This window comes from Modestobacter sp. VKM Ac-2977, from assembly GCF_026968045.1.
Lineage (GTDB): Bacteria > Actinomycetota > Actinomycetes > Mycobacteriales > Geodermatophilaceae > Modestobacter.
In genome coordinates, this window is the sequence record NZ_JAPVBQ010000003.1 from 71,714 (window position 1) to 94,349 (window position 22,636).

Sequence of the window (22,636 nt, forward strand, 5' to 3'; positions counted from 1 at the left end):
CACACGGTTGAGAGGCCGAGATGACACGTTCCTCGATGACCACGCCCGGGGTGTCCGCACCGCCGGCGCCGACGGACTGGACCTCCTGTCCCGCCTGCGGGTGGTTGCTCTACCGCAGACGACTCGAGCGTGACCTGCACGTGTGCCCGGAGTGCGACGCGCACCTCCGGCTCGGCGCCCGGGCCCGCATCGACCAGCTCGTCGACCCCGGGAGCTTCGCCGAGACGGTCTTCCCGGAGCGGGACGGGGACCCACTCGGCTTCACCGACCTGCGCGCCTACCCCGACCGGTTGCGGGACGCCGCGCACCGCTCCGGGGAGTCCGAGGCGGTCGTCGTGGGGGTGGCCACGATCGGGGGCACCCCCGTGGTGCTGGCCGTGATGGACTTCGGCTTCCTCGGCGGCAGCATGGGCGTGGAGGTCGGGCGCCGGGTGAGCGGCGCCGCCGCGCTGGCGCTCGAGCGGGGCCTGCCGCTGCTGGCCGTGTGCGCCAGCGGCGGGGCGCGGATGCAGGAGGGCGTCTTCTCGCTCTTCCAGATGGCCCGGGTGAGCGAGGCCTTCGGCCGGCTCCGCGAGGCCGGTCTGTTCTCGGTCTGCGTGCTCACCGACCCCACCTACGGAGGCGTGTCCGCCTCGTTCGCCACCCTGGCGTCGGTCCTCGTCGGCGAGCGCGGCGCGCACGTGGGCTTCGCCGGCCCCCGCGTCGTGCAGGAGACGATCCGGGCCGAGCTCCCCAGCGACTTCCAGACCGCGGAGTTCCTGCTGGCCCACGGCCTGGTCGACCGGGTGGAGAGCCGGGCCGAGCTGCGTCCGCTGCTGGTGCGGCTGCTGGCCCTGCACGCGCCGGACCGGCCCCGGGGCGAGGTCGACGAGGAGCCGGACCCCACCACCCCCGACGTGACGCCGCCCCCGGACAGCGACCCGTGGGACGTCGTCCAGCGGGCCCGGGTGGTGGACCGGCCGACGACGCTGGACTACCTGCACACCGCCTTCGACGACTTCGTCGAGCTGCACGGCGACCGCGCCTTCGGCGATGACCCCGCCCTGATCGGGGGCGTGGCCTCGATCGGCGGCCACAGCGTCGTCGTCCTCGGGCACGAGAAGGGGCACTCGGTCCGTGAACGGGTCGCGCACGAGTTCGGGATGCCCCACCCGGAGGGCTACCGCAAGGCGATGCGGCTGCTCGGGCACGCGGAGGTCCACGGGCTGCCCGTCGTCACGCTCGTCGACACCCCCGGCGCCCACCCGGGGCCGGAGGCGGAGGAGCACGGGCAGTCCCACGCGATCGCCGAGATCATCATGCACAGCAGCCGGCTCCGCGTCCCGGTCGTCTCGGTGGTGACGGGGGAGGGCGGCAGCGGCGGCGCGCTGGCCCTGTGCACCTCCGACCGGCTGCTGGTGCTGGAGAACGCCTACCTGTCGGTGATCAGCCCCGAGGGCTGCGCGGCCATCCTGTGGCGGACGGCCACCGCGGCGCCGACCGCCGCCCGGGCCATGCGCCTGGGTGCGGCCCACCTGTACCGGTCCGGCATCGCCACCTCCGTGGTCGCCGAGCCCCCGGGCGGTGCGCACACCGACCCGGCCGGGGCGGCGCGGCTGCTCCGCGCCGCGGTCCGCCGGGAGCTGGACGAGCTCGCCGGCCAGGACGTCGACGCCCTGCTGGCGGCCCGGTCGCGGCGGTTCTCCCGCATCGACGTGGACGACGGACGGCCGGTGCGGGCGCTCCAGCCCGTCCTGCCGGTGGAGCGGTGACGTGCGCCCCGGGGAGCTCGCCCAGCGAGCCGAGGTGACCGGCCCACCCACCGGCGAGGACGACGAGGCGCGCTCGCTGCGGGAGGACGTGCTGCAGCTGGCCCGGACCCTCCCCGGGGACCTGCGCCGGCTCACCGTGCGCAGCGGGGACAGCTCGATCGAGATCGAGTGGGCCACCGAGGACCGTCCGCCCGCCGACGGCGCCGGCGTCCCCGGGCCGCGCGGCCTCACGCTCGCCGCGGACCCCGCCCCCGACACCGACGTGCCGGCGGACCTCACCGCCGTCCACGCCCCCCTGGTCGGCACGTTCTACGCGGCGCCGGCCCCGGACGCCGGGCCCTTCGTCCGGGTCGGCGACGAGGTCGAGGCCGGTCAGACGCTCGGGATCGTCGAGGCGATGAAGCTGATGAACCCGATCGTCGCCGACGAGGCGGGCGTGGTCGCCGAGGTCGTCATCGGGGACGCCGAGTCGGTGGAGTACGGGCAGGTGCTGATGTACCTGCGCTGCGACGGGGGCCCGCGGTGATCAGCCGGCTGCTCATCGCCAACCGCGGTGAGATAGCCGTCCGCATCGCGCGGGGCTGCCGGGAGCTGGGCATCGAGGTGGTCGCCGCCTGCTCCACCCCCGACCGGGACTCCGCGGTGGTGGAGATGGCCGACGAGAGCGTCCACATCGGCCCGGCCGCACCGCGGCACAGCTACCTGCACGTGCCCAACCTCATCGAGGCGGCACTGCGCACCGGCGCGGACGCCGTGCACCCCGGGTACGGCTTCCTCTCCGAGGACCCCGACTTCGCCGAGATCTGCGACAAGGAGGGGCTCACCTTCGTCGGCCCCCCGCCGGAGGTCATGCAGCAGATGGGCAACAAGGCGACCGCGCGGCGGCTGATGGCCGACGCCGGGCTGCCGCTGCTGCCCGGCGTCGTCGAACCGGTCCGGACGGCCGACGAGGGCCGCGCCATCGCCGACGCGATCGGCTACCCGGTGATCATCAAGGCCGTCGCCGGCGGGGGCGGCCGCGGGATGACGGTGGTGACCTCCCCCGCGGACTTCGCCGAGGCGTTCACCAGCACGCGGGCGGTCTCCCGGGCGGTCTTCCGCGACCCGACGGTCTACGTGGAGCGCTACCTGACCCGGGCCCGGCACGTGGAGGTCCAGGTCCTCTGCGACGCCCACGGCTCCGGGGTCTCCCTCGGCGAGCGCGACTGCTCGCTGCAGCGGCGGCACCAGAAGCTGCTGGAGGAGGGCCCGGCCGGTCACCTCTCCCCCGACCAGCGCGCGGAACTGGGCGCCCTGGCCGTGCGCGGGGCGCTCTCGGTCGGCTTCACCGGAGCGGGCACCGTGGAGTTCCTCGTCGACGAGGCGGGCGCGTACTTCATGGAGATGAACGCGCGGATCCAGGTCGAGCACCCCGTCACCGAGATGCTCACCGGGGTCGACCTGGTCCGCGAGCAGCTGCTGGCCGCCAGCGGGCGGCGCCTGCAGCTGCGCCAGGAGGACGTCGTCCCGCGCGGGGCCGCGGTCGAGTGCCGGATCAACGCCGAGGACCCCACCCGCGGCTTCGCCCCCGCACCCGGGCACCTCGACGTGCTGCGTCCCCCGGGCGGTCCGTGGACCCGGTTCGACACCGGCTACCGCCAGGGCGACGACGTGAGCCCGCACTACGACTCACTGCTCGGCAAGCTCGTCGTCTGGGCTCCCGACCGGGACCAGGCGATCCGGCGGATGGACCGCGCGCTGGCCGAGTTGCGGGTCGAGGGCCCGGGCCTGCGCACCACCGTCGGCCTGCACCGCGCCCTGCTGCGCCACCCCGACGTGCGCGCCGACCGGCACGACATCGAGTTCCTCGACCGCGCGCTCCCCGACCTGCTCGTGCAGTCGGCGGCCCTGGCCGACAGCTCGCCCACCGGGCTGCCCGTCCCGCACGGCCCCCTCCAACTCGTCCCGGCCCCCGAGCAGCACGAGCCGGGCTCTCCCGTCCCCGCCCCGTCCCTGGAAGGAACACCGCAATGACCGACCCAGCCATGACCAACGCCCCGTTCACCCTGACCGACCTGATGGACCTGCTGACGGAGAAGGCGGGCCTCCCGCCGGAGTCGCGCACCACCGACCCCGACGCCCACTTCTCCGACATCGGGCTGGACTCGCTGGCCTTCCTCTCGATGCAGACCGAGCTGCACGACCGGTTCGGCACCGAGATGCCCGACGACGACGCGGAGCGCCACACCCTCGGCGACATCGTCGCGACCGTCTCCGCGGCCCAGTCCCAGCCCGCCTGACGAAGGACCCCACCGCCGCATCCCCCTCGACCACCGGAGGACCCAGATGAGCACGCCCGAGAACGACGGCCGGACCGTCGGCCACACCGACAACTCGATCTTCATCGACGCGGGCATCGACCACGTCTGGCGGATGACCAACGACCTGCCGACGTGGCCGGACCTGTTCACCGAGTACGCAGAGGTGGAGGTGCTCGCGCAGACCGGCTCGACCTTCCGGTTCCGGCTGAAGATGCACCCGGACGAGAGCGGCCGGGTGTGGAGCTGGGTCTCCGAGCGGACCCTGGACGAGGAACGGCACGAGGTGGTGGCGCACCGCGTCGAGCCCGGCCCGTTCGAGTTCATGGACATCCGCTGGAGCTACGCACCGGAGGGCACCGGCACCCGGATGCGGTGGGTGCAGGACTTCCGGATGCGCCCGGAGGCCCCCATCGACACCGCCGGCATGACCGAACGGATCGACGCCAACAGCAAGGTCCAGATGGCGGTCATCCGGGACAAGGTGGAGGCGGCCGCCCGGCATCCGGAGCCGGCGCGGTGACCGGCCCGCGCACCGGGGCGGCCGTCGTCCTGCCGGGCGAGTGGACGGCCGCACCCGGTGCCCTGGAGGCGTGGCTGCCCGACCCGGCCGCCCGGGACGTCGTGGCCGAGGCCTCCGACGTGCTGGGCCGGGACGTCGTCGCGTGGTGGGGCGACCCGCTCAACCTGCACGACCCGGCGGTCGCCCACCTGGCGGCCCTCGTCGTCGGGGTGGCGGGCTGCCGCAGCCTCACCTCCGCCGGCCTGCAGCCGGTCGCCGTCGCCGGGCACGGCGTCGGCGAGTACGCGGCCCTGGTGGCCGCGCGCGCCCTCCGGCTGGACCAGGTGGTCGACCTCGTCGACTGCCGGGCCGAGATGCTGGCCCACTCCCCGCGCCCGTCCACCGCGGGCATGGCCGCCGTCGTCGGGCCGGGCGCCGGTGGGGTCGCCCGCGCGGTGGTCGCGGACCTGGGGACCACCTCCGGTCTGGCGATCGCCGCCTACGACGGGCCGGCCCAGGTGGTGCTCTCCGGCTGGTGCCCGGAGCTGGCCCAGGCCCGGGAGGGCGTCCTCGCCGCCGGCCTGGACCTGGTCCGGCTGCCGGGTCGGGCCGCCGGCCACGGTCCGCTGGTGCAGTCGATCGCCGAGCGCCTGGCGCCCTCGTTCGACGAGCTGGACTGGTCCGTCCCGGACGTGCCCGTGCTGTCCAACGTCGACGCCCGGCCCTCCCGCGACCCGGAGCACCTGGCCCGGTGCCTGCAGATGCACCTCACGTCGCCGGTGCAGTGGGAGGCCACCGCCCACGCCCTGGTGGCGGACGCGGGGGCGACCTGGGTGGTCGAGGTCGGCGCCGTCCCGACCCTGGGCCCGCTGATCCGCCAGGTCCACCCCGGCCTCCCGGTCCTCCTGGCCACCGGCCCGGGCCTGCCCGGCCCGGACCCCCATGCCGAACACGCGCTCACCGGCGCAGCCCCCAGCAGAGGAGAGAGATGACCACCATCCAGCACCCCACGATGAAGGTGCGGTGCGGACCCACCGTGTCCCGCTCGGACGCGGCCCCCAACCGCCGGCGCGGCGGTGACATCCGGGTGCTGCTCTCGCCGACCAGCGTGGGGGCCACCGCCGGGTTCATGGGCACCCTGACCCTCGAGCCGGGGGAGGTCGTGACCGAGCACTGGCACCCGTACTCGGAGGAGTTCCTCTACTGCGTCTCCGGCGACGTGCTGGTGACGCTGGACGGTGAGGAGCGCCGGCTGGGCGGCGAGTCGGCGCTGCACATCCCGATCGGCGTGCGGCACCGGATCGTCAACGACAGCGCGGAGTCGGCGTTCTTCGTCTTCCTCGCCGGCCCGCTGGCCCCGCGGCCCGAACTGGGCCACGTCGACACCGAGCCCTCCCCGGGCTCGATGGGCGTCCGGTGAGCACGACCGGGCGCCGGGTGGTCATCACCGGGATCGGCGTCGTCGCACCCGGCTCGATGGGCCGCGAGGGTTTCTGGGAGATGATCACCGCCGGCCGGACGGCGACCCGGCGGATCACCTTCTTCGACCCCGGTCGCTTCCGCTCCCAGGTCGCCGCCGAGGTCGACTTCGACGGGCGGAAGCTGGGTCTGACCGCCCACGAGGTGTTCCGCAACGACCGCTTCGTGCAGATGGCGATGGTCGCCGCCGACGAGGCGGTCGCCGACAGCGGACTGGCGCTCGGCGGCGGTGTCGAGGCCACCGACCCGGACCGGGTGGGCGTCGTCCTCGGCAGTGCGGTCGGGGCCACCATGCGGCTGGAGGACGAGTACGTCGCGGTCAGCGACGCCGGCACGCACTGGCTGGTCGACCCCCAGTACGCCTCGCGGTTCCTGCACCACGCGCTGGTGCCCAGCTGCGGGGCGACCGAGCTGGCGGTGCGCTTCGGCGCCTCGGGGCCGGCCACCGTGGTCTCCACCGGCTGCACGTCGGGCATCGACGCCGTGGGCTACGGCAGCCAGCTGATCGAGGACGGCGACGCCGACGTCGTCATCGCCGGGGCCAGCGACGCCCCGATCTCGCCGATCTCGATGGCCTGCTTCGACACGATCCGGGCCACCACCGGCAACAACGACGACCCCGAGCACGCCGCCAAGCCCTTCGACGCCCGCCGGGACGGGTTCGTGATGGGCGAGGGCTCCGCGGTGCTGGTGCTGGAGGAGCTCGAGCACGCCCGCCTGCGGGGCGCGGAGGTGTACTGCGAGGTCAGCGGCTACGCCAACCGCTGCAACGCCCACCACATGACCGGACTGCGCCCCGACGGGGTGGAGATGGCCGAGGCGATCCGGCTGGCCCTGGACCAGGGCCGGATCGACGCCGACGAGGTGGGCTACGTCAACGCACACGGTTCGGGCACCAAGCAGAACGACCGGCACGAGACGGCCGCGGTGAAGCTCAGCCTCGGCCCGACCGCCCAGCAGGTCTCGATGAGCTCGATCAAGTCGATGATCGGCCACTCGCTGGGCGCGATCGGCTCGATCGAGATCGCCGCCACCGCACTGGCGGTGCAGCGTGGCGTGGTGCCGCCGACGGCGAACTACGAGGTGCCCGACCCCGAGTGCGACCTGGACTACGTGCCCAACACCGCGCGGGAGCAGAAGGTCGACGTCGCGCTGTCGGTGGGCAGCGGCTTCGGCGGCTTCCAGTCCGCGATCGTGCTGGCCCACCCGACGAGGAGGACACCATGACCGGGCTGGTCGTCACCGGGATCGGCGTGGTCGCGCCGACCGGCGTGGGCGTGGAGGCGCACTGGTCCTCCCTGGTGCGCGGCGAGCCGGCCATCCGGCCGATCGTCGGCTTCGACCCGGCGCAGTACGGCGTCTCGCTGGCCGGGCAGGTGACCGGCTTCGTCCCGGCCGACCACGTCGACCCCCGGCTCATGGTGCAGACCGACCGCTGGACCTGGATGTCGCTGGCGGCGGCCACCCTCGCGGCGCAGGACGCCGGGTACACCGCACCCGAGGACGCCTACGCGACCTCGGTGTTCCTGGCCGCGGGCTCCGGCGGCAACGAGTTCAGCCAGCACGAGATCCAGGGGCTGTGGGCCAAGGGGCCCAAGTCGGTCGGCGCCTACCAGTCGATCGCCTGGTTCTACGCGGCCAGCACCGGCCAGATCTCCATCCGGGACGGCTACAAGGGCCCCTCGGGTGTGGTGGTGAGCGAGGGCGCGGGCGGGCTGGACAGCATCGGCTGGGCCCGCCGCGTCGTGCGCCGCGGCACCCCGGCGGTGCTGGTCGGGGGCACCGAGGCCGGGGTGACCCCCTACGCCCTGCTCTGCCAGGCGACGAGCGGGCGGCTGTCCACGGCGACGGCCCCCGAGGACGCCTACAAGCCCTTCGACCGGCGGGCCTCCGGCCACGTCGTCGGCGAGGGCGGGGCGATCCTGCTGGTCGAGGACCCCGGCGCCGCCCGGGCCCGCGGGGTGGACCGGGTGTGGGGCGAGGTGGTGGGCCACGGCGCCACGCACGACGCCCACCACCACGCCGACCCCGCACCGGACGCCCGGCAGTACGCCCGGGCGATCCAGCTCTCCCTCACCGACGCCGGGATCACCCCGGACGAGGTGGACCTGGTCCTCGCCGACGGGGCCGGGGTGCCGGAGCTGGACGCCCTCGAGCTGGAGGCGCTGCAGCGCGTGTTCGGCGGGCGCGCCGACCCGGTGCCGGTGACCGCGCCGTCGTCCTTCACCGGACGGCTGATGGCCGGCGGCTCGGCGCTCGACGTGGCCACCGCCCTGCTGGCCATGCGGGACGGGATCGTGCCCGGCACCGCGCACCTCGACGACCCGGTCGACGCCCCCGGGCTCGACCTGGTCCAGCACAGCCGGGCCCAGCAGGTCGAGACGGCCGTCGTCCTCGCCCGGGGCTTCGGCGGCTTCAACAGCAGCCTGGTGCTGCGCCGGCCCACCGAGGAGAGGACGTCATGACGACGTTGGAGGACGCGGCTCCCACCACCGCCGCCGAGCCGGGCGGCGCGGTCCGCACCCTGCTCCGGATGCGGGTGCGGGAGGGCTGCGAGGAGCAGTTCGAGGAGGCGTGGCGCACGGCGGCGGTCCAGATCGCCGGGGAACCGGGCAACGTCAAGCAGGAGCTGATGCGGGACGCCGACGACGCCCGCACCTTCCTGATCGTCGGCGAGTGGGCCGACCGGGCGGCCGCGGACGCGTTCGGCCGGTCCGCCGCCCGGGAGGCGCTGACCGCCTCGCTCCGGGACCTGCGGGAGGACGCCGACCGCAGCACCTACGAGATCCGCTACGGCATCGCCGGTGGCGAGCAGGCCTCGCACGTCCGGGTGGACATCAGCACCCGGGTGGCCCCGGGCGAGGAGGAGGCGTTCGAGCGGGCCTACGCCGTCGTCACCGACCGGCTGCGCGGGACACCGGGCCTGATCCGGGAGGAGCTGCTCCGCGAACCCGGCTCGGACGTCTTCCACATCTTCGCCGAGTGGGAGTCCGACCAGGACTTCCGCAACTGGGTGGACGACCCGTCGCACGCCGACCAGAGCGGGCCGCTGATCCGCTGGCTGTCGGTCTTCTTCGAGCGCAAGCTCTACGAGATCCGCTTCCGTCCCCAGGAGGCCGGGGTCCGCGGCGTCCGGGCCACCCGCCCCGCACCGGCCCCGGCGGCGCCGGAGACCACCAGCGTGCCGGCGCCCCGGGCCGAGCCGGCGGTCGCGGCCGCTCCCCCGCCGGTGGTCGCCCCGACCCGCACCGCGTGCGAGGTGCTGGTGGTCGGCGCGGGCCCGACCGGGCTGACCGCGGCGATCGAGCTGGCCCGGCGCGGGATCGCCGTCCGGGTGGTCGACAAGCGCGCCGAGCCGGCCGCCCAGGCGGACAAGGCCATCGGCGTGCACTGCCGGACGATGGAGATCTGGGAGGACCAGGGAATCGTCACCGAGGCGATGGACGCCGGCAGCTGGCTGCACGGGCAGACCGTGTTCGTCAACGGCAAGCAGACCCACCAGGTCGACTGGTCCGGGCTGGAGGAGCTGCCCTACGCCCACCTCGGGCTGCCGCAGTACGAGACCGAGCGGATCCTCATCGACCGGCTGACGTCCCTCGGCGTCCCGGTGGACCGGGGGGTCGAGGTCACCGGCTTCAGCCAGGACGACGACGGCGTGACCGCCGAGCTGGTGGACGCCGCGGGCACCCGGTCGAGCACCCGGGCGCAGTACCTGATCGGCGCCGACGGGTCCGGCAGCGTCGTCCGGGAGCAGCTGGGGCTCAGCTTCGACGGCGGCCTGTCGATGTTCCCGCAGCTGTTCATGCTCGGGGACGTCGACGTCGACTGGGAGATGCCGCCGGGCCACCTGGTGCGCTGGGTGCGGATCGAGGAGGACGGCGACTTCACCGGGATGCTGGTCTGCGTGCCGCTCAAGGGCGCCCACCGCTACCGGGTGGCCACGCTGGCGCCGCAGCGGCTGCAGAAGACGATCGGCAGCGGCGTCGTGCCGCCCGGGTTCTGGAAGGAGTACGACCCGCCGGGGCTCGCCGACATCCAGGCCGCGATCGACGACCTCGGCCCGGCCGGGACGACGGCGAGCAACCTGCGCTGGTCGTCGATCTTCCGGGTCAAGCACGGCATCGTCGACCGGTACCGCACCGGCCGGGTCTTCGTCGCCGGGGACGCCGCCCACCTGCACCCACCGGCCGGGGGCCAGGGCATGAACACCGGCATCCAGGACGCCTGGAACCTGGCCTGGAAGGTGGCCCTCGCCGTCCGCGGGCAGGCCTCCCCCGGGCTGCTGGACAGCTACGAGGCCGAGCGCCGGCCCGCCGGCAAGGCCATCGTCGACCGCGCCGTGGCCATCGCGTTCACCGACGAGATGGACATGGACGACGAGCGGGCGCAGTTCCTGCTCGAGATGCAGATGACGATGAACTACGCCGACAGCCCGCTGGTCGGGGAGTCGGGCGGATCGGCGGCGTTCACCGGTGGGCCGGAGCCCGGGCACCGGGCACCGGACGTGCTGGGGCTGCGCCGCTTCGGCGTCGCGCACGACCTGCGGCTGTTCGAGCTGACCCGGGGCACGCACGCGACCCTGCTGCTGTCCGCCGGTGAGGGCGGCGGGGCCGAGGAGCTGCGCGCGCTGGAGGAGCTGGCCGCATCGGTCCGGCAGGACACCGGGGGGCAGGTGCGGCCGTACCTGATCGCCGGCCCGGACGTCGCCGTCCCACCGCTGGTCGACCTGCCGGTGCTCCGGGACGCGCGGGGCGCCTACGCCGCCGCGTACGGCACCGCGGGTGCCGGGACGGCGGCGTACCTGGTGCGGCCCGACGGGCACGTCGGGTTCCGGACCCGGCCGGTGAGCGAGCCGGCGCTGCGCGAGCACCTGGCGGGGGTGTTCGCCGGCTGAGGTTCGGGCCCCGCGCGGCCGGCACCGCCAGCCACGCGGGGCCACCGGGAAACACGGAGTTCGTCGGGCGACGTCTTCCGATGGAGGTATCTCAGCACTAAGGTTTCTCGGCATGAGCTCTCGCCGGGTCCGCATCGGGATCGACACGGGCGGCACCTTCACCGACGTGGTCGCCGTCGACGAGGAGACCGGGGAGGTCGCGACCACCAAGACGCCGTCCACGCCGGGCGACCCGGCCGACGGCTTCCTCGCCGGCGTCCAGAAGGTACTGGGCCAGCTGGGCCTGGACGGGTCGGCGGTGACCGCGGTCAGCCACGGGACGACGGTCGCCACCAACCAGCTGCTCGAGGGCAAGCTGGACCGGATCGGGTTCATCACCACCGAGGGCTACGAGTCGGTGCTGGAGATCGCCCGGCAGTCGGTGCCCGACGGCTACGGCAACAGCTACTTCTGGGTCAAGCCGCCGCGGATCGTGCCGGCCGACCTGGTCCGCACGGTGCGGGGCCGGCTCGACGTCACCGGCGCCGAGGTGCGGCCCTTCTCCCGCGAGGACGCCGTCGCGGCCGCCCGGTTCTTCAAGGACGCCGGGATCACCACCATCGGCGTCTGCTTCCTGCACTCCTACGCGAACGACGCCCACGAGCGGGCGATGCTCGACGTGATCCACGTGGAACATCCGGGCGCCGTCGTCTCGATCAGCTCCCAGGTGCTGCGCGAGTACCGCGAGTACGAGCGCTCGGTGACCACCCTGGTCGACGCCGCGGTGAAGCCGAAGGTCGGCGCCTACGTCAGCAACATCCGCCGCCGCCTCGACGAGATCGCCCCCGCCGTCCCCTTCTACGTGATGAAGAGCAACGGCGGCGTGCTCAGCGCGGCAGAGGTGGTGCACCAGCCGATCACCACGATGCTCTCCGGCCCCGCCGCGGGCGCGCTGGGCGCCGCGCTGATCGCCGGCACCGCGGGCTTCGACCGGGTGCTCACCTGCGACGGCGGCGGTACCTCCACCGACGTCACCGTGGTGATCGACGGCGAGCCGACGCTGACCACCGAGGGCTCGGTCGGCGACTACCCGTCCAAGATCCCGATGATCGACGTCGTCACCGTCGGTGCCGGCGGCGGCTCGATCGCCTGGCTGTCGCCGGAGGGCACGCTCAAGGTGGGGCCGAAGTCGGCCGGCGCCGACCCGGGCCCCATCTGCTACGACAACGGCGGCGAGCAGCCCACCGTCACCGACGCCCACGTCGTCCTCGGCCGGATCCCCCCGCACCTGCTGGGCGGGGAGATCCCGCTCTCGGTCGACGCCGCCCGGGCCGGGCTGGAGCAGCTCGGCGGGGAGCTGGGCCTGACGGTCGAGGCGCTGGCCAGCGGGATCCTGGAGATCTCGGCGTGGAACCAGGCCAACGCGCTGCGCCAGGTCACCGTCGCCCGCGGCCTCGACGTCCGCGACTTCACCCTCACCACCTTCGGCGGCTCCGGCTCGCTGCTGGCCTGCCGGCTGATGGACGTGCTGGGGCTGCCGCGCACCCTGGTGCCGCCGAACCCGGGCAACGTCAGCGCCTTCGGGCTGCTGACCGTCGACGTCCGCAACGACTACGTGCAGACGATGGTGGCCCGGCACGCCGACGTCTCCCCCGCCACCCTGGCCACCGCCTTCGCCGAGCTGGAGGGGCAGGCCGAGGTCGCCCTGGACGGCGAGGGCTTCCCGCGCGGCGAGCAGCGGATGCAGCGCACCGCCGACCTGCGCTACGTCGGCCAGGCGTTCGAGGTGCGGGTGCCGGTCGGGGACGGCGAGCTGGACGACGCGGCCATCGACGCCGTCGCCACCGCCTTCCACGCGGCCCACCACCAGCTCTACGGCTACGACTTCGCCACCGACCCGCGGCAGGCCGTGGAGTGGGTGAACCTGCGGGTGAGCGGGATCGGGCCGATCCGCCGTCCGGAGATCGTCGAGCCGGCGCCCTCCGACCGCGACGCGCGCCGCGGCACCCGCCCGGTCTTCTTCGACGAGTGGGTCGAGGCGCCGCTGTACTGGCGGCCCGACCTCTCCCCCGGCGACGTCGTCGCCGGCCCGGCGATCGTCGAGGAGTTCGGCTCCACCGTCCCGGTGCACCCGGGCTTCTCCGCCACCGTCGACCGTTTCGGCAACCTGCTGCTCACGAAGGAGACCGCCCGATGAACCACCAGAATGGCCATCCTGGTGGCACGGACGCCGCCGACCCGGTGCTGGTGGAGATCGTCGCCGGCACGCTGGCTGCGATCGAGAAGGAGGTGGAGACGTCGATCGGGCGCACCTCCCGCTCCCCGATGATCCGCGACGCGCACGACTTCCGGGCCGGCATCCACGACCGGCAGCTGCGCAAGCTCACCGGCCGCTCGTACTCCGCGCTGGTGCAGCCGGTGGTCCGCGACCACCCGATCGACGCGATGAACCCCGGCGACGTCTTCTTCCACAACGACGTCTACCTCTCCGAGGGCGGGATCGGGCACCTGCCCGACCTGTGCGTCACGGTGCCGGTGTTCGCCGACGTGGCGGGGCGGCCCACCGTGGTCGCCTTCATCCAGGCGTTCGGCCACCACGACGACATCGGCGGCGCGGTGCCCGGCTCCATGCCGTCGGCGGCCACCAGCGTGTTCGAGGAGGGCCTGATGGTCCCCCCGATCAAGCTGTGGGACCGCGGGGTCCGGAACGACGCCGCGCTGACGATCATGACCCGCAACTCACGGATGCCCGACTCGCTCGCCGCCGACCTGGACGCCGAGTGCTCGGCCTGCCTGGCCGGGGCGCGCCGGCTCGGTGAGCTGTTCGACCGGTACGGCGTCGAGGCGGTCGAGGCCTGCTTCGAGTCGATCCTGAGCAGCTCGACCGAGGTGTACCGGCGGGAGATCCTCTCCCAGATCCCGGACGGTTCCTACGTCTGGGAGGACTACGCCGAGCACGACGGCGTCGACGAGCCCCAGCTGCACCGGCAGCGGATCACGCTGACCATGGACTCCACCAAGGACGTCCCGCTGGTCATCGACTTCACCGGTACCGGCCCGCAGGCCAAGGGCCCGATCAACCACTGCGGCGACTACGCCGACGGCAACTTCCTGAAGAAGTGGCTGGCGCCGATCCTGCGGAACCTGGCCGAGTCGCCGGAGCGGATGGCGCAGCTGGACGTCAACGAGGGCGTCGTCCCCCTGATCGAGATGCGTTTCCCGGAGAAGGGCACGCTGCTCACCCCGATCTTCCCGGCGCCCACCAACGCCCGGACGTTCGTGATCCTGCGGCTGCTCGGCGTGCTGGCCGGGGTGCTGGCCAAGGCCACCGGCGGCCGGATGCCCGCCGACCAGGAGACGATCCGCTACACCGGCGTCTACGGCACCGACGCCAACGGCGAGCCCTACCTGATGCGCGAGGTGCTCGGCGGCGGCTCCGGCGGGCGCTACTACGCCGACGGCGAGGACACCATCCACGTCGTCCCGGACTCCCGGAACCTGCCCACCGAGTTCACCGAGTCCCGCTTCCCGCTGCGGATCGAGCGGCTGGCGCTGGCGAAGGACTCTGGCGGCCCGGGCCGGTACCGCGGCGGCTGCGGCTACGAGAAGGACATCCGGGTGCTGCGCGACGCGCACTTCATGTCCATCGCCGATCGCTCGATCCTGTCCTGCTGGGGCGTGAAGGGCGGCAGGGCCGGGCGACCGTTCTCGATCACCGTGGACCCGGGCGGGCCGGGCGAGCACGAGGTCGACGCACTGGCCGACGCCGAGCCGCTGAAGGCCGGCACCGTCGTGCGGGTGCGGACGACCGGTGGCGGCGGCTGGGGCGACCCGCTGGACCGGCCGGTCGAGGAGGTGCTGCGGGACATCTCCTGGCACAAGGTCAGCGTCGCCGGCGCCCGGGACGACTACGGCGTCGTGGTCCGGGACGACGGCACGGCCGACGAGGCGGCGACGGCGCAGCTGCGCGAGGAGCTCCGCGCTGCCCGCCCGGAGGTGCAGCCGTTCTTCGACCGCGGCCCCGGCTACGCGCTGCTGTCCGGCGGTGAGTCGTACAACGAGTTCGACCTGCTCTGACCGGAGCCGTCACGTTCGGGTCACGTCCGCGTCCCGGGAGGAACGTCTCAGGCTGCCGTACGTACCGGTCCGTCACAGGTCGGCATCAGGTCCCCGCCGCCCAGCATGCCGGGGCCGACCGAGGCAATTGAGTGTGGTGTCCGAACCGTGCGGCGGGCCGTCCCGTGCCCGCCTCGACGAGAGGAACCACCGTGCAGCACACCCGCCCCCTCACCAAGCTCTTCCTCGCCGGCAGCCTCGTCGTGGCTCCGTTCACCCTCGCCGCCTGCGGTGACGACACCGCCGGCCCGGAGGAAGGGGTGACCGCCGGGGACATCCAGGAGGACGACGGTGTCGAGGCCGACGCGGACGCCGGCATCGACGCGGACGCCGACGTCGACGCAGGGCTCGGCTACGACGGCATCTACGACAACGAGTTCTACGAGACGTCGAACGAGTACGTGGGCCAGGAGGTGACCGTGTCGGCGACCGTGAACGAGGTGTTCGACCCGAACTCCTTCACCATCGCCGGCACCGAGGAGACCTCCGTCGACCCGCTGCTCATCGTGGGCGCTGACATGGCGAGCGCCCTGGAAGGCGGTGAGGTCGTGCAGGTCACCGGCACCGTGCAGAGCGGGTTCGAGGAGGCCGCGGTCGAGGAGGAGCTGGGCATCGACCTGACCGACGACGCCTACACCGACTTCGAGGGTCAGGAGTACATCGTCGCCGACAACGTCGACACCTCGGTGCCGACCGAGACCGAGTGACCGCACCAGCAGACCAGCGTGGACTCGTGCGGTGCCCACCCCGGTGGGCACCGCACGAGCCGCGTCAGGTGGCCAGGGCCGGTCGCGCAGCGCAGGCTCGACCGTGATGAGCGAGAACGAGCGCGAGACCGACCAGCCCAACCTGCGCCCCGGCCAGTACGACGAGGGCGGCACCGGCGGCATGGCCACCCGCGAACTGCAGGCCCGCCACTCGGACGACGAGCACGGGGACCACGAGCAGGACTGACCGGTCAGGCCGCCCGCCGCCGGAGCCACCGCCGGCGGCGGTGTGACGGCACCGGCTCCGACACCGCAGGCCCGGGGACGACGACCGGGCGTGTCAGTCGCCACTCGGCGACCATCTCCTCGACGTCCGGCATCCCGACCGCGATCCACGGCCCCTCGACCGGCTGGCGGTAGTACCGGTCGACCCGGGCGACGTGCGCCTCGACCACCGCACGGGCCAGCTCCTCCGTGGGCTGCCGGGCGACCCGGGCGGGCAGCTCCTCGCGTTCCTTCCGCAGCGCCAGCCCCGTGGGCATGATCGCGGCGACGTCGGCCTCTTCCCGCCGCGCCCACTCCAGCGCCCACTCGTAGGTGGTCTTCTCCCGGTCCCGCCGGGGCAGCGGCTTCCCGGCGCCGGCCAGCCCCTCGAGGTCCCCTCGCTCGCGGGCCTGCGTGATCTGGTGCTCGACCCAGCTCTCGAACGACACGCCCTCCGGCTTGCGCTCCGTCATCGGCGTCCTCCTCCGCGCTCCTCTGCCAGTCTGGGCCGCATGCGGACGACGGGCACCCGAGAGGTCTACCGGAACCCATGGCTCCGGCTGCGCGAGGACGCCATCGAGCTGGACGACGGATCGCCGAGCGTCTACTCCGTCGTCGAGCGGCCCCACTTCGGCCTGGTGATCGCTGCCGAGCGGGAGGGCTTCTGGCTGGTCGAGCAGTTCCGCCACCCGCTGGGCCGCCGCTCCTGGGAGTTCCCGCAGGGCACCTGGTCGGCGGGCGGGACGGGGACGGCGGAGGAGCTGGCCCGCACCGAGCTGGCCGAGGAGACCGGGCTGAGGGCGGCCCGGCTGAGCCACCTCGGGCACCTGGACCTGGCGCCGGGGCTCACGACCCAGGAGTTCGACGTCTGGCTGGCCGAGGGCCTGACGCCCGGCCCCACCGCCCGCGAGGCGACCGAGGCCGACATGCGCTCGGCGCTCGTCACCGAGGCCGAGCTCCGGGCGATGGTGCGCGACGGCCGGTTCACCGATGGCCCTTCGCTGGCCGCCTACAGCCTGCTGCTGCTCACCCGAGGAGAGGCACAGGAGTGAACCGCGCCCCGGCCGGGAACCGAGGAGCCATGGACGAACCTGCCCACGACGTCGAGGTCACGGTCACCACGCACGACGAGGAGTCCGCCGAGATCACGGTCGTCGGCGAACTGACCGAGCACGCCCGCCGGCCCCTGGTACGCGAGATGACCGACCTGATGCTGGCGGGGGCCACGCTGAAGCAGGTCCGGGTCGACCTGTGCGAGGTCACCTTCATGAACTCGGCCGGGATGGCGACGCTGGTCCAGTTGCAGCGGATGGCCCAGCCCCGGGGCATCGACACCCCGCTGGTGGTGCACACCGCCGCCGTCGCCCGCCCCCTGCAGCTCAGCGGCCTGTGGCGGCGCTTCACCATCGTCGACCGCCGCGAGGGCCACCCGGAGGACGTGCACGAGGCCACCCCCCACGGCCACGACCACAGCTGACCGGGGCTCCGGTCCGGCCCCGTTCGTTTGCTGCAGGCCTCACCGGGCACGTCCCTCCGGGCCACCATCAGCTTCCGACCAGGAGGTCTCATGTCCCGCTCCACCCGTCCCCGGACCGTCCGCCGCGCGTTCGCTGCGTTCGCCATCGCCGCCGCGTCGCTGACCACGGCCGCCTGCGGAGACGACGTCGTCGACGACGGTGTCGAGCAGGAGGTGGAGGAGGGCGTCACCGACGTCGAGGAGGGCGTGGAGGAGGGCGTCAGCGAGGTGGAGGAGGGCGTCGAGGACGTCGAGCAGGAGCTCGACGAGGACACCGAGGGCTGACCTCCGGCGCGACGGCGTGTGACACGGCCGGCTCGGCCGGACGATCGGTCCGGCCGAGCCGGTCTCGGATCAGCTGGTCCGGGTCAGCTGGCGTCGGGCGTGCCGCCGGGCACGCGGCCGAGGCTGATCAGCCAGCGTCGCAGCAACCCGGCCAACTGTGCGCGTTCCTCGGGCGAGAGGGCCGCGAGCATGCCGCGCTCGGTGTCCAGGTGGTCGGGCAGCGCTGCGTCCAGCGCCGTCCGCCCGGCGTCGGTCAGGGTGACCACGACGGCCCGTCCGTCGGCCTCGCTGCGGCCCCGGGTGATCAGGCCCCTCTCCTCCAGCCGGTCCAGCCGCTGGGTGATGGCGCCGGAGGTGACCAGGGCGGTCCGCATCAGCGCGGTCGGGGTCAGCTGGTAGGGCTCCCCCGCCCGGCGCAGCGCCGCGAGGACGTCGAAGGACGGCGCATCGAGCCCGTGCCGGGCGAAGGTGGCCCGCTGGGCGAGGAAGACCTCCCGCTGCAGCTGGCTGATCCGACCGATGACGCCCATCGGGGAGCAGTCCAGGTCCGGCCGCTCCTGCGCCCACTGCGCCAGGATCACGTCCATCGCGTCCCCGGCCGTGCCGTTCCCGTCCTGGGCGCGCGCCGGGTCGTCCAGCAGGTCGCTCACGGCGCCGGCTCGCCAGGGCGCGGCAGGTCGGCGAGGTGTTCGGCGAAGGTCCGCGGCGGGCGGCCGAGCAGGTCGGTGAGCACCCGCGGACTGCCGACGAAACCGTGCGCCCGGTAGTGGTCGAACATGGTGCGCTGACAGCGGGCCGCATAACCGGTGGGGACCTCGCCCCCGGGGATGACGTCGTCGGCGACGACGTCGTCCCCCAGCCACTCGCCGATCAGCTCGGCCAGCCGCGGTGCGGTCAGTGCCTCCGGACCGGCCGCCTCGAAGGTCCCGCCGTCCAGGCCGTCCTCGGTGAGCAGCACGGCTGCGGCCTCCGCCACGTCCCGCAGGTCGACCATGGACTGCGCCGTCCGCAGGCCCCAGAAGCTGCGGAGCACCCCGCTGATCTGCGCCGACTCGAGCTGGGTGTCCAGGTTGTCGGCGTAGGAGCAGGGCTGCAGCACCCGCCACGACGTCAACCCGCTGCTGTCCAGGGCCTCTTCCGCCAGGTCCTTGCCGGCGTGGTGCGGCATGACCCGCAGCTGCGGGCGCATCACCGAGTGGTAGACCACCCGGGGCAGCCCGGCCCGACGGGCCTCGGCGAAGAGCGCCGCCGCGCCCTCGGCTTCGTCCGGGTCGAAGTTCGGCCAGATGAGGTACATCGCGTCAGCGCCCTGGAACACCGACGACCAGGCCATCGGCGAGGACAGCTCGGCGACGACCACCTCGGCGCCGAGTTCGGTCAGCTCCGGCCGGGGGCCTCGGCTGGAGACAACGGCGCGCACCGACTCACCCCGGGCACGCAGCGCACGCACGACCGCCGTCCCCGTGGGCCCACCGGCCGCAGTCACCACGATCACAACGGACACCTTAGTTCTGAAAGACCGGTCCGGCCGGTCACCGTGCCCACACGGGGGGACAGAAGGACCGGTTGCGCGCGCTTGCGCGGTCCCGGACGCCGCGGCTCAGCGCAGCGGGGAGCTCAGCCGGACGGTCAGGCCGGCGGGCGTGGGGAGCAGGTCGACGTGGTCCCACAGCTTGCGGGCCAGCCACAACCCCATCCCGCCGTGGGAGAGGTCGTCGCCGTGCGCGGGCTGGAAGCCGGCGAGCGGGTCGGCGAACCCCGTTCCGCAGTCGCTGATGGTGCAGACCACCCGGTCGGCCGAGGCCCACACCCGGGCCGACACCGGCGGCGTGCCGTGCCGGAACGCGTTGGCCGCCATCTCGCTGACCGCCAGGTGCAGGTCGGCGCCCTGGTCCCGGTCGGGCACGCAGGTGGCCAGCACCGCGGCCAGCTGGTGCCGCAGGGTGGCCAGCGACCGCGCTCCGTCGACGGCGAACAGGGCCGGTTCGTCCTCCATCGGCTCGCGCGGCAGCGGCAGCGCCGGCAGGTACTGGGCCGGCGGGAGGTAGTCGGCGCTCGCCGTCCGGACGCCGTCGACGAGCAGGTGGGGGTGGGTCTGCCCGGCGCTCGCGATGACGTCGGGCGACAGCAGCCGCTGGTCGTAGACGCACAACGCGTCGAGCGGGTGGTCGGCGAGCAGGTCGTTCACTACCGACTCGTAGCGCTGCCCCTCCCGCCGGGTGCGAGGTTCCGAGCCGAAGTCCGGTGTGCCCAGGACCCTGAGCGAGCCCGACGGCGACGCGGCGGCCCGGTCGAGCAGTTGACGGGTGGCGGAGACGGCGTCCGGGGCACGGGCGCCGCGCATCGAGACGCGGGGATCACTGAGGAGCTGGGTCTCCCGGGCCCCCACCGCCGAGCGCAGCAGCTCGGCCGTCTCCTCCGCGCAGGACAGCACCGTCACGTCCCCGGCAGCGAGGCCGACCTCCAGCCACGGGACGGCGTTCTGGAGCAGCGCGTCGTCGGAGCCGCACACCAGCGCCGTGTGGCCGTGCGTCCGCTCGGGCCCGGGGCCCGGCTCGTCGTCGCGGGCGCGCTGCACCGAGCGCGCGACACGAGCTCCGAGAACGGACACGACACCCCTCGACCGACAGTGGACCCTGGAGACTGCTGGCATTCTCAATCACCCACCCCAGGTCTCGGCAACCGCCCCCGAGATCCGTACCACCCCTTGCGGGTGACCCGCCGCACGCTTGCACGAACCGCTACGACCTGCAGGCTGAGCGTCAGGACGGCGCGCGTGTCGGGCTCAGCGGCGGCGAGCCGCCAGGGTGTCCAGCGCCACCCGGTCCAGCCCGGTGGCCGACTCGACCTCGGCGACGTCGAGGGCCCCACAGTCCAGGCCGCGGAGCACCACGGTGGCCAGCGCCCGTGCGGTGGCCGGCTCGTCGAGCACCCCGCCCTCGACCCGGCTGACGTACCCGGCGAGCCGCACCGCGGCGGCCGGCAGCGCGGCCCGGAAGAACGCGTAGGTGGCGGCGTAGCGGGTGACCAGCTGCGCCGGGTGCAGGTCCCAGCCCTGGTGGAAGCCGCGTTCCAGCGCCCGGCGGACGAGCCCGGCGTGCAGCTGCCAGGCGGCGTGCACCTCGGCAGTGGTGCCGACGGGGAGCACGTTGGTCGAGCCGTCGACCGCGCGCGCCCCGGTACCGGCCACGGCCACCTGCATGGCCTGCTTGGCGGCATCCGCGGCCGGGTGGTCGGAGGCCTGGTGGGCCGCGGAGATGCCCAGGGCGGCGCTGTAGTCGTAGGTGCCGAAGTGCAGGCCGGTCACCCGGCCCCCGCCGGCGTGCAGCATCCGGGCCAGCGTCGTCGTCCCGTCGGCACCCAGCACCGCTTGTGGCGTCTCCACCTGCAGCTCCAGGTCCAGCGCCAGCCCGCTGGCCTGCTCCAGTGCGTCGAGCACCGGCAGGAACGCGGCGACCTGCTCGACCGCGGTGACCTTGGGCAGCGTGACGATCGCCCGGTCCCGGCCGGCCGCGGCCAGGCCGGTGAGGAACAGGTCCAGCGAGCGCACCCCGCGGCGCCGGGTCGGCTCCTCCAGCGACTTGGCCCGGACCCCGAGGGAGGGCGGCAGCGCCGTCTCGGCCGCGAGCACCGCGGCGGCCGTCGTGACGTCGCCGTCCTCGGACTCGGGCGGGCCGCGGTAGCCGTCCTCGGCGTCGACCCGCAGGTCCTCGACCGGCTCGGTGGCCAGCTTCGCCCGCACCCGGGGCAGCACCTGCTCGACCAGGCCGGCGTCCAGGCCGAGGTCGGGGAGGCCGTGCTCGTCCAGCGCGGCCAGCGCCGCGGCGCCCCAGTGCGCGACCAACCCGGGGACGACGGCGTCGGCGGGCACGTAACACGTGTGCACCGGCTGCCGCGTTGACGACTCCCCCGGATAGGCGGCCAGCCGCGCGGCGTCCACCGGCGCCAGCCGCCGATCGAGCTCGTCGTACAGCTCCGCGGGGATCATCGACTGGCATCCTGTCAGCCGTGCCCGACTCCCCGCTGGACAGATTCAACGCCGAACCGGCAGCGCGGGCCGAGGAGCTGCTGCGAGCCTGCAACGCAGCGCCGTCCTTCGCCACCACCGTCGCCGCCGGCCGCCCCTACGAGTCGGCCGACGCCCTGGTCAGCCGCGCCGAGGAGGTCAGCCGCGCCCTTCCCTGGGCCGAGGTGAGCGCCGCGCTGGCCGCTCACGCGCGGATCGGCGACCGGATGCAGGGCCCCTCGGCGGAGGCGAGGACCTCGCGCGAGGAGCAGAGCGGGATGACCACCGCCGCGGACTCGGTCCGGGCTGCGATGGTCGACGGCAACCGCGACTACGAGGAGCGGTTCGGCCAGGTCTTCCTGATCCGCGCGGCCGGCCGGTCGGCAGAGGAGATGCTCGTCGAGCTGCACCGCCGGCTGCGCAACGACCCGGAGACCGAGCGCGCCGAGGTCACCGAACAGCTGGCCCAGATCACCGGCCTGCGGGTGGCGGGGCTGTTCGCATGAGCGTCTCCACCCACGTGCTGGACGCCGTCGCCGGTCGCCCCGCGGCGGGCATGACGGTGCGGCTATTGGACGACGCCGGCGAGGTCGTCGCCGCCGGGGTCACCGACGCCGACGGTCGCTGTCGGCTCACCGAGGACCCCACCGCCGCGGGCCCGCACCGGATCGTCTTCGGCACCGGGGAGTGGGCCGCCGGGCTGGGCCGGGAGACGTTCTGGCCGGAGGTGGTGCTGACCTTCGCCGTCCGCGAGCCGGCCGAGCACCACCACGTGCCCCTGCTGCTCTCCCCGTTCGCCTACTCGACGTACCGGGGTTCCTGAGCCCTCGGTTCCACGTG

Annotated in this window: 24 protein-coding genes; 19 read left to right on the forward strand and 5 right to left on the reverse strand. The window is 74.1% G+C overall.

The genetic code is table 11. The features are described 5' to 3' along the window. Positions 1–20: 20 nt before the first annotated feature. From accA to O2V63_RS13140, 14 genes are all read left to right on the forward strand, one after another. Positions 21–1,751: an acetyl-CoA carboxylase carboxyltransferase subunit alpha/beta gene (gene accA / locus O2V63_RS13075; protein ID WP_269167988.1), complete on the forward strand. Its 1,731-nt coding sequence runs from the start codon at positions 21–23 to the stop codon at positions 1,749–1,751. Position 1,752: 1 nt separating this feature from the next. Next, positions 1,753–2,277 (forward strand): acetyl-CoA carboxylase biotin carboxyl carrier protein, encoded by a 525-nt coding sequence (locus O2V63_RS13080; RefSeq protein ID WP_269167989.1) that lies wholly within the window; start codon positions 1,753–1,755, stop codon positions 2,275–2,277. Then, the gene (locus tag O2V63_RS13085; RefSeq protein ID WP_269167991.1) at positions 2,274–3,764 is read left to right on the forward strand and encodes an acetyl-CoA carboxylase biotin carboxylase subunit; all 1,491 of its coding nucleotides are present in this window, start codon (positions 2,274–2,276) and stop codon (positions 3,762–3,764) included. Before O2V63_RS13080 ends, O2V63_RS13085 begins: the two co-directional genes overlap by 4 nt. Beyond that, positions 3,761–4,030: an acyl carrier protein gene (locus O2V63_RS13090; RefSeq protein ID WP_269167992.1), complete on the forward strand. Its 270-nt coding sequence runs from the start codon at positions 3,761–3,763 to the stop codon at positions 4,028–4,030. The genes O2V63_RS13085 and O2V63_RS13090 overlap by 4 nt, the downstream gene beginning before the upstream one ends. Before the next feature lie 46 nt (positions 4,031–4,076). Then, on the forward strand, positions 4,077–4,571 hold the full coding sequence (locus tag O2V63_RS13095; RefSeq protein ID WP_269167993.1) for an SRPBCC family protein: 495 nt from the start codon (positions 4,077–4,079) through the stop codon (positions 4,569–4,571). Further along, complete coding sequence (locus O2V63_RS13100) at positions 4,568–5,542, forward strand: ACP S-malonyltransferase (RefSeq protein WP_269167994.1); 975 nt, start codon at positions 4,568–4,570, stop codon at positions 5,540–5,542. Before O2V63_RS13095 ends, O2V63_RS13100 begins: the two co-directional genes overlap by 4 nt. Further along, positions 5,539–5,970 (forward strand): cupin domain-containing protein, encoded by a 432-nt coding sequence (locus O2V63_RS13105; RefSeq protein ID WP_269167995.1) that lies wholly within the window; start codon positions 5,539–5,541, stop codon positions 5,968–5,970. Before O2V63_RS13100 ends, O2V63_RS13105 begins: the two co-directional genes overlap by 4 nt. Then, on the forward strand, positions 5,967–7,256 hold the full coding sequence (locus tag O2V63_RS13110) for a beta-ketoacyl-[acyl-carrier-protein] synthase family protein (RefSeq protein WP_269167997.1): 1,290 nt from the start codon (positions 5,967–5,969) through the stop codon (positions 7,254–7,256). The genes O2V63_RS13105 and O2V63_RS13110 overlap by 4 nt, the downstream gene beginning before the upstream one ends. Next, positions 7,253–8,494 carry a beta-ketoacyl synthase N-terminal-like domain-containing protein gene (locus O2V63_RS13115; RefSeq protein ID WP_269167998.1) on the forward strand — a complete coding sequence of 414 codons (1,242 nt, stop codon included), beginning with the start codon at positions 7,253–7,255 and terminating at the stop codon, positions 8,492–8,494. The genes O2V63_RS13110 and O2V63_RS13115 overlap by 4 nt, the downstream gene beginning before the upstream one ends. After that, positions 8,491–10,923, forward strand: a complete 2,433-nt coding sequence (locus tag O2V63_RS13120) for an FAD-dependent oxidoreductase (protein ID WP_269167999.1) — start codon at positions 8,491–8,493, stop codon at positions 10,921–10,923. The genes O2V63_RS13115 and O2V63_RS13120 overlap by 4 nt, the downstream gene beginning before the upstream one ends. Positions 10,924–11,035: 112 nt before the next feature. Beyond that, positions 11,036–13,099, forward strand: a complete 2,064-nt coding sequence (locus O2V63_RS13125; protein ID WP_269168000.1) for a hydantoinase/oxoprolinase family protein — start codon at positions 11,036–11,038, stop codon at positions 13,097–13,099. Further along, positions 13,096–14,979 carry a hydantoinase B/oxoprolinase family protein gene (locus tag O2V63_RS13130; RefSeq protein WP_269168001.1) on the forward strand — a complete coding sequence of 628 codons (1,884 nt, stop codon included), beginning with the start codon at positions 13,096–13,098 and terminating at the stop codon, positions 14,977–14,979. Before O2V63_RS13125 ends, O2V63_RS13130 begins: the two co-directional genes overlap by 4 nt. A 191-nt stretch (positions 14,980–15,170) precedes the next feature. Next, entirely contained in the window at positions 15,171–15,725 is a 555-nt protein-coding gene (locus O2V63_RS13135; protein ID WP_269168002.1) for a hypothetical protein, read from the forward strand. A gap of 106 nt (positions 15,726–15,831) precedes the next feature. Then, on the forward strand, positions 15,832–15,972 hold the full coding sequence (locus O2V63_RS13140; protein ID WP_269168004.1) for a hypothetical protein: 141 nt from the start codon (positions 15,832–15,834) through the stop codon (positions 15,970–15,972). 4 nt (positions 15,973–15,976) lie between these two features. Here O2V63_RS13140 and O2V63_RS13145 read toward each other — a convergent pair whose 3' ends face one another. After that, complete coding sequence (locus tag O2V63_RS13145) at positions 15,977–16,462, reverse strand: J-domain-containing protein (RefSeq protein ID WP_269168005.1); 486 nt, start codon at positions 16,460–16,462, stop codon at positions 15,977–15,979. A gap of 39 nt (positions 16,463–16,501) precedes the next feature. On the opposite strand from O2V63_RS13145, the gene O2V63_RS13150 reads away from it, so the two are divergent. The 3 genes from O2V63_RS13150 (at position 16,502) to O2V63_RS13160 (ending at position 17,790) form a co-directional block, all read left to right on the forward strand. Next, positions 16,502–17,041 carry an NUDIX domain-containing protein gene (locus O2V63_RS13150; protein ID WP_269168006.1) on the forward strand — a complete coding sequence of 180 codons (540 nt, stop codon included), beginning with the start codon at positions 16,502–16,504 and terminating at the stop codon, positions 17,039–17,041. A gap of 29 nt (positions 17,042–17,070) precedes the next feature. Then, the gene (locus O2V63_RS13155; RefSeq protein ID WP_269168007.1) at positions 17,071–17,466 is read left to right on the forward strand and encodes an STAS domain-containing protein; all 396 of its coding nucleotides are present in this window, start codon (positions 17,071–17,073) and stop codon (positions 17,464–17,466) included. A 90-nt stretch (positions 17,467–17,556) separates the two neighbouring features. Beyond that, positions 17,557–17,790 (forward strand): hypothetical protein, encoded by a 234-nt coding sequence (locus O2V63_RS13160; RefSeq protein WP_269168008.1) that lies wholly within the window; start codon positions 17,557–17,559, stop codon positions 17,788–17,790. A gap of 83 nt (positions 17,791–17,873) precedes the next feature. Here O2V63_RS13160 and O2V63_RS13165 read toward each other — a convergent pair whose 3' ends face one another. The 4 genes from O2V63_RS13165 to O2V63_RS13180 all read right to left on the reverse strand — a co-directional run bounded on the left by O2V63_RS13165 (position 17,874) and on the right by O2V63_RS13180 (position 21,778). Further along, a complete protein-coding gene (locus O2V63_RS13165; RefSeq protein ID WP_269168009.1) occupies positions 17,874–18,440 on the reverse strand; it encodes a MarR family winged helix-turn-helix transcriptional regulator in 567 nt (188 codons plus the stop codon). Further along, on the reverse strand, positions 18,437–19,285 hold the full coding sequence (locus tag O2V63_RS13170; protein WP_269168010.1) for an SDR family oxidoreductase: 849 nt from the start codon (positions 19,283–19,285) through the stop codon (positions 18,437–18,439). Before O2V63_RS13170 ends, O2V63_RS13165 begins: the two co-directional genes overlap by 4 nt. Positions 19,286–19,390: 105 nt before the next feature. Next, entirely contained in the window at positions 19,391–20,401 is a 1,011-nt protein-coding gene (locus tag O2V63_RS13175; protein ID WP_269168011.1) for a sensor histidine kinase, read from the reverse strand. A gap of 174 nt (positions 20,402–20,575) precedes the next feature. After that, positions 20,576–21,778, reverse strand: a complete 1,203-nt coding sequence (locus O2V63_RS13180) for a DUF6986 family protein (RefSeq protein WP_269168012.1) — start codon at positions 21,776–21,778, stop codon at positions 20,576–20,578. Between the two features lie 20 nt (positions 21,779–21,798). On the opposite strand from O2V63_RS13180, the gene uraD reads away from it, so the two are divergent. Beyond that, positions 21,799–22,302, forward strand: coding sequence for a 2-oxo-4-hydroxy-4-carboxy-5-ureidoimidazoline decarboxylase (uraD, locus tag O2V63_RS13185; RefSeq protein WP_269168013.1), 504 nt, complete (start codon positions 21,799–21,801; stop codon positions 22,300–22,302). Continuing rightward, positions 22,299–22,619, forward strand: coding sequence for a hydroxyisourate hydrolase (gene uraH, locus O2V63_RS13190; protein WP_269168015.1), 321 nt, complete (start codon positions 22,299–22,301; stop codon positions 22,617–22,619). Before uraD ends, uraH begins: the two co-directional genes overlap by 4 nt. Positions 22,620–22,636: the final 17 nt, after the last annotated feature.

Bases quoted from the DNA above. Each gene is read 5' to 3' on its own strand.
- uraH (WP_269168015.1), top strand. From the start codon at position 22,299: ATGAGCGTCTCCACCCACGTGCTGGACGCCGTCGCCGGTCGCCCCGCG.
- O2V63_RS13095 (WP_269167993.1), top strand. From the start codon at position 4,077: ATGAGCACGCCCGAGAACGACGGCCGGACCGTCGGCCACACCGACAAC.
- O2V63_RS13090 (WP_269167992.1), top strand. From the start codon at position 3,761: ATGACCGACCCAGCCATGACCAACGCCCCGTTCACCCTGACCGACCTG.
- O2V63_RS13140 (WP_269168004.1), top strand. From the start codon at position 15,832: ATGAGCGAGAACGAGCGCGAGACCGACCAGCCCAACCTGCGCCCCGGC.
- O2V63_RS13155 (WP_269168007.1), top strand. From the start codon at position 17,071: ATGGACGAACCTGCCCACGACGTCGAGGTCACGGTCACCACGCACGAC.
- O2V63_RS13145 (WP_269168005.1), bottom strand. From the start codon at position 16,462: ATGACGGAGCGCAAGCCGGAGGGCGTGTCGTTCGAGAGCTGGGTCGAG.
- accA (WP_269167988.1), top strand. From the start codon at position 21: ATGACACGTTCCTCGATGACCACGCCCGGGGTGTCCGCACCGCCGGCG.
- O2V63_RS13120 (WP_269167999.1), top strand. From the start codon at position 8,491: ATGACGACGTTGGAGGACGCGGCTCCCACCACCGCCGCCGAGCCGGGC.
- O2V63_RS13115 (WP_269167998.1), top strand. From the start codon at position 7,253: ATGACCGGGCTGGTCGTCACCGGGATCGGCGTGGTCGCGCCGACCGGC.
- O2V63_RS13125 (WP_269168000.1), top strand. From the start codon at position 11,036: ATGAGCTCTCGCCGGGTCCGCATCGGGATCGACACGGGCGGCACCTTC.
- O2V63_RS13180 (WP_269168012.1), bottom strand. From the start codon at position 21,778: ATGATCCCCGCGGAGCTGTACGACGAGCTCGATCGGCGGCTGGCGCCG.
- O2V63_RS13150 (WP_269168006.1), top strand. From the start codon at position 16,502: ATGCGGACGACGGGCACCCGAGAGGTCTACCGGAACCCATGGCTCCGG.
- O2V63_RS13105 (WP_269167995.1), top strand. From the start codon at position 5,539: ATGACCACCATCCAGCACCCCACGATGAAGGTGCGGTGCGGACCCACC.
- O2V63_RS13160 (WP_269168008.1), top strand. From the start codon at position 17,557: ATGTCCCGCTCCACCCGTCCCCGGACCGTCCGCCGCGCGTTCGCTGCG.
- O2V63_RS13130 (WP_269168001.1), top strand. From the start codon at position 13,096: ATGAACCACCAGAATGGCCATCCTGGTGGCACGGACGCCGCCGACCCG.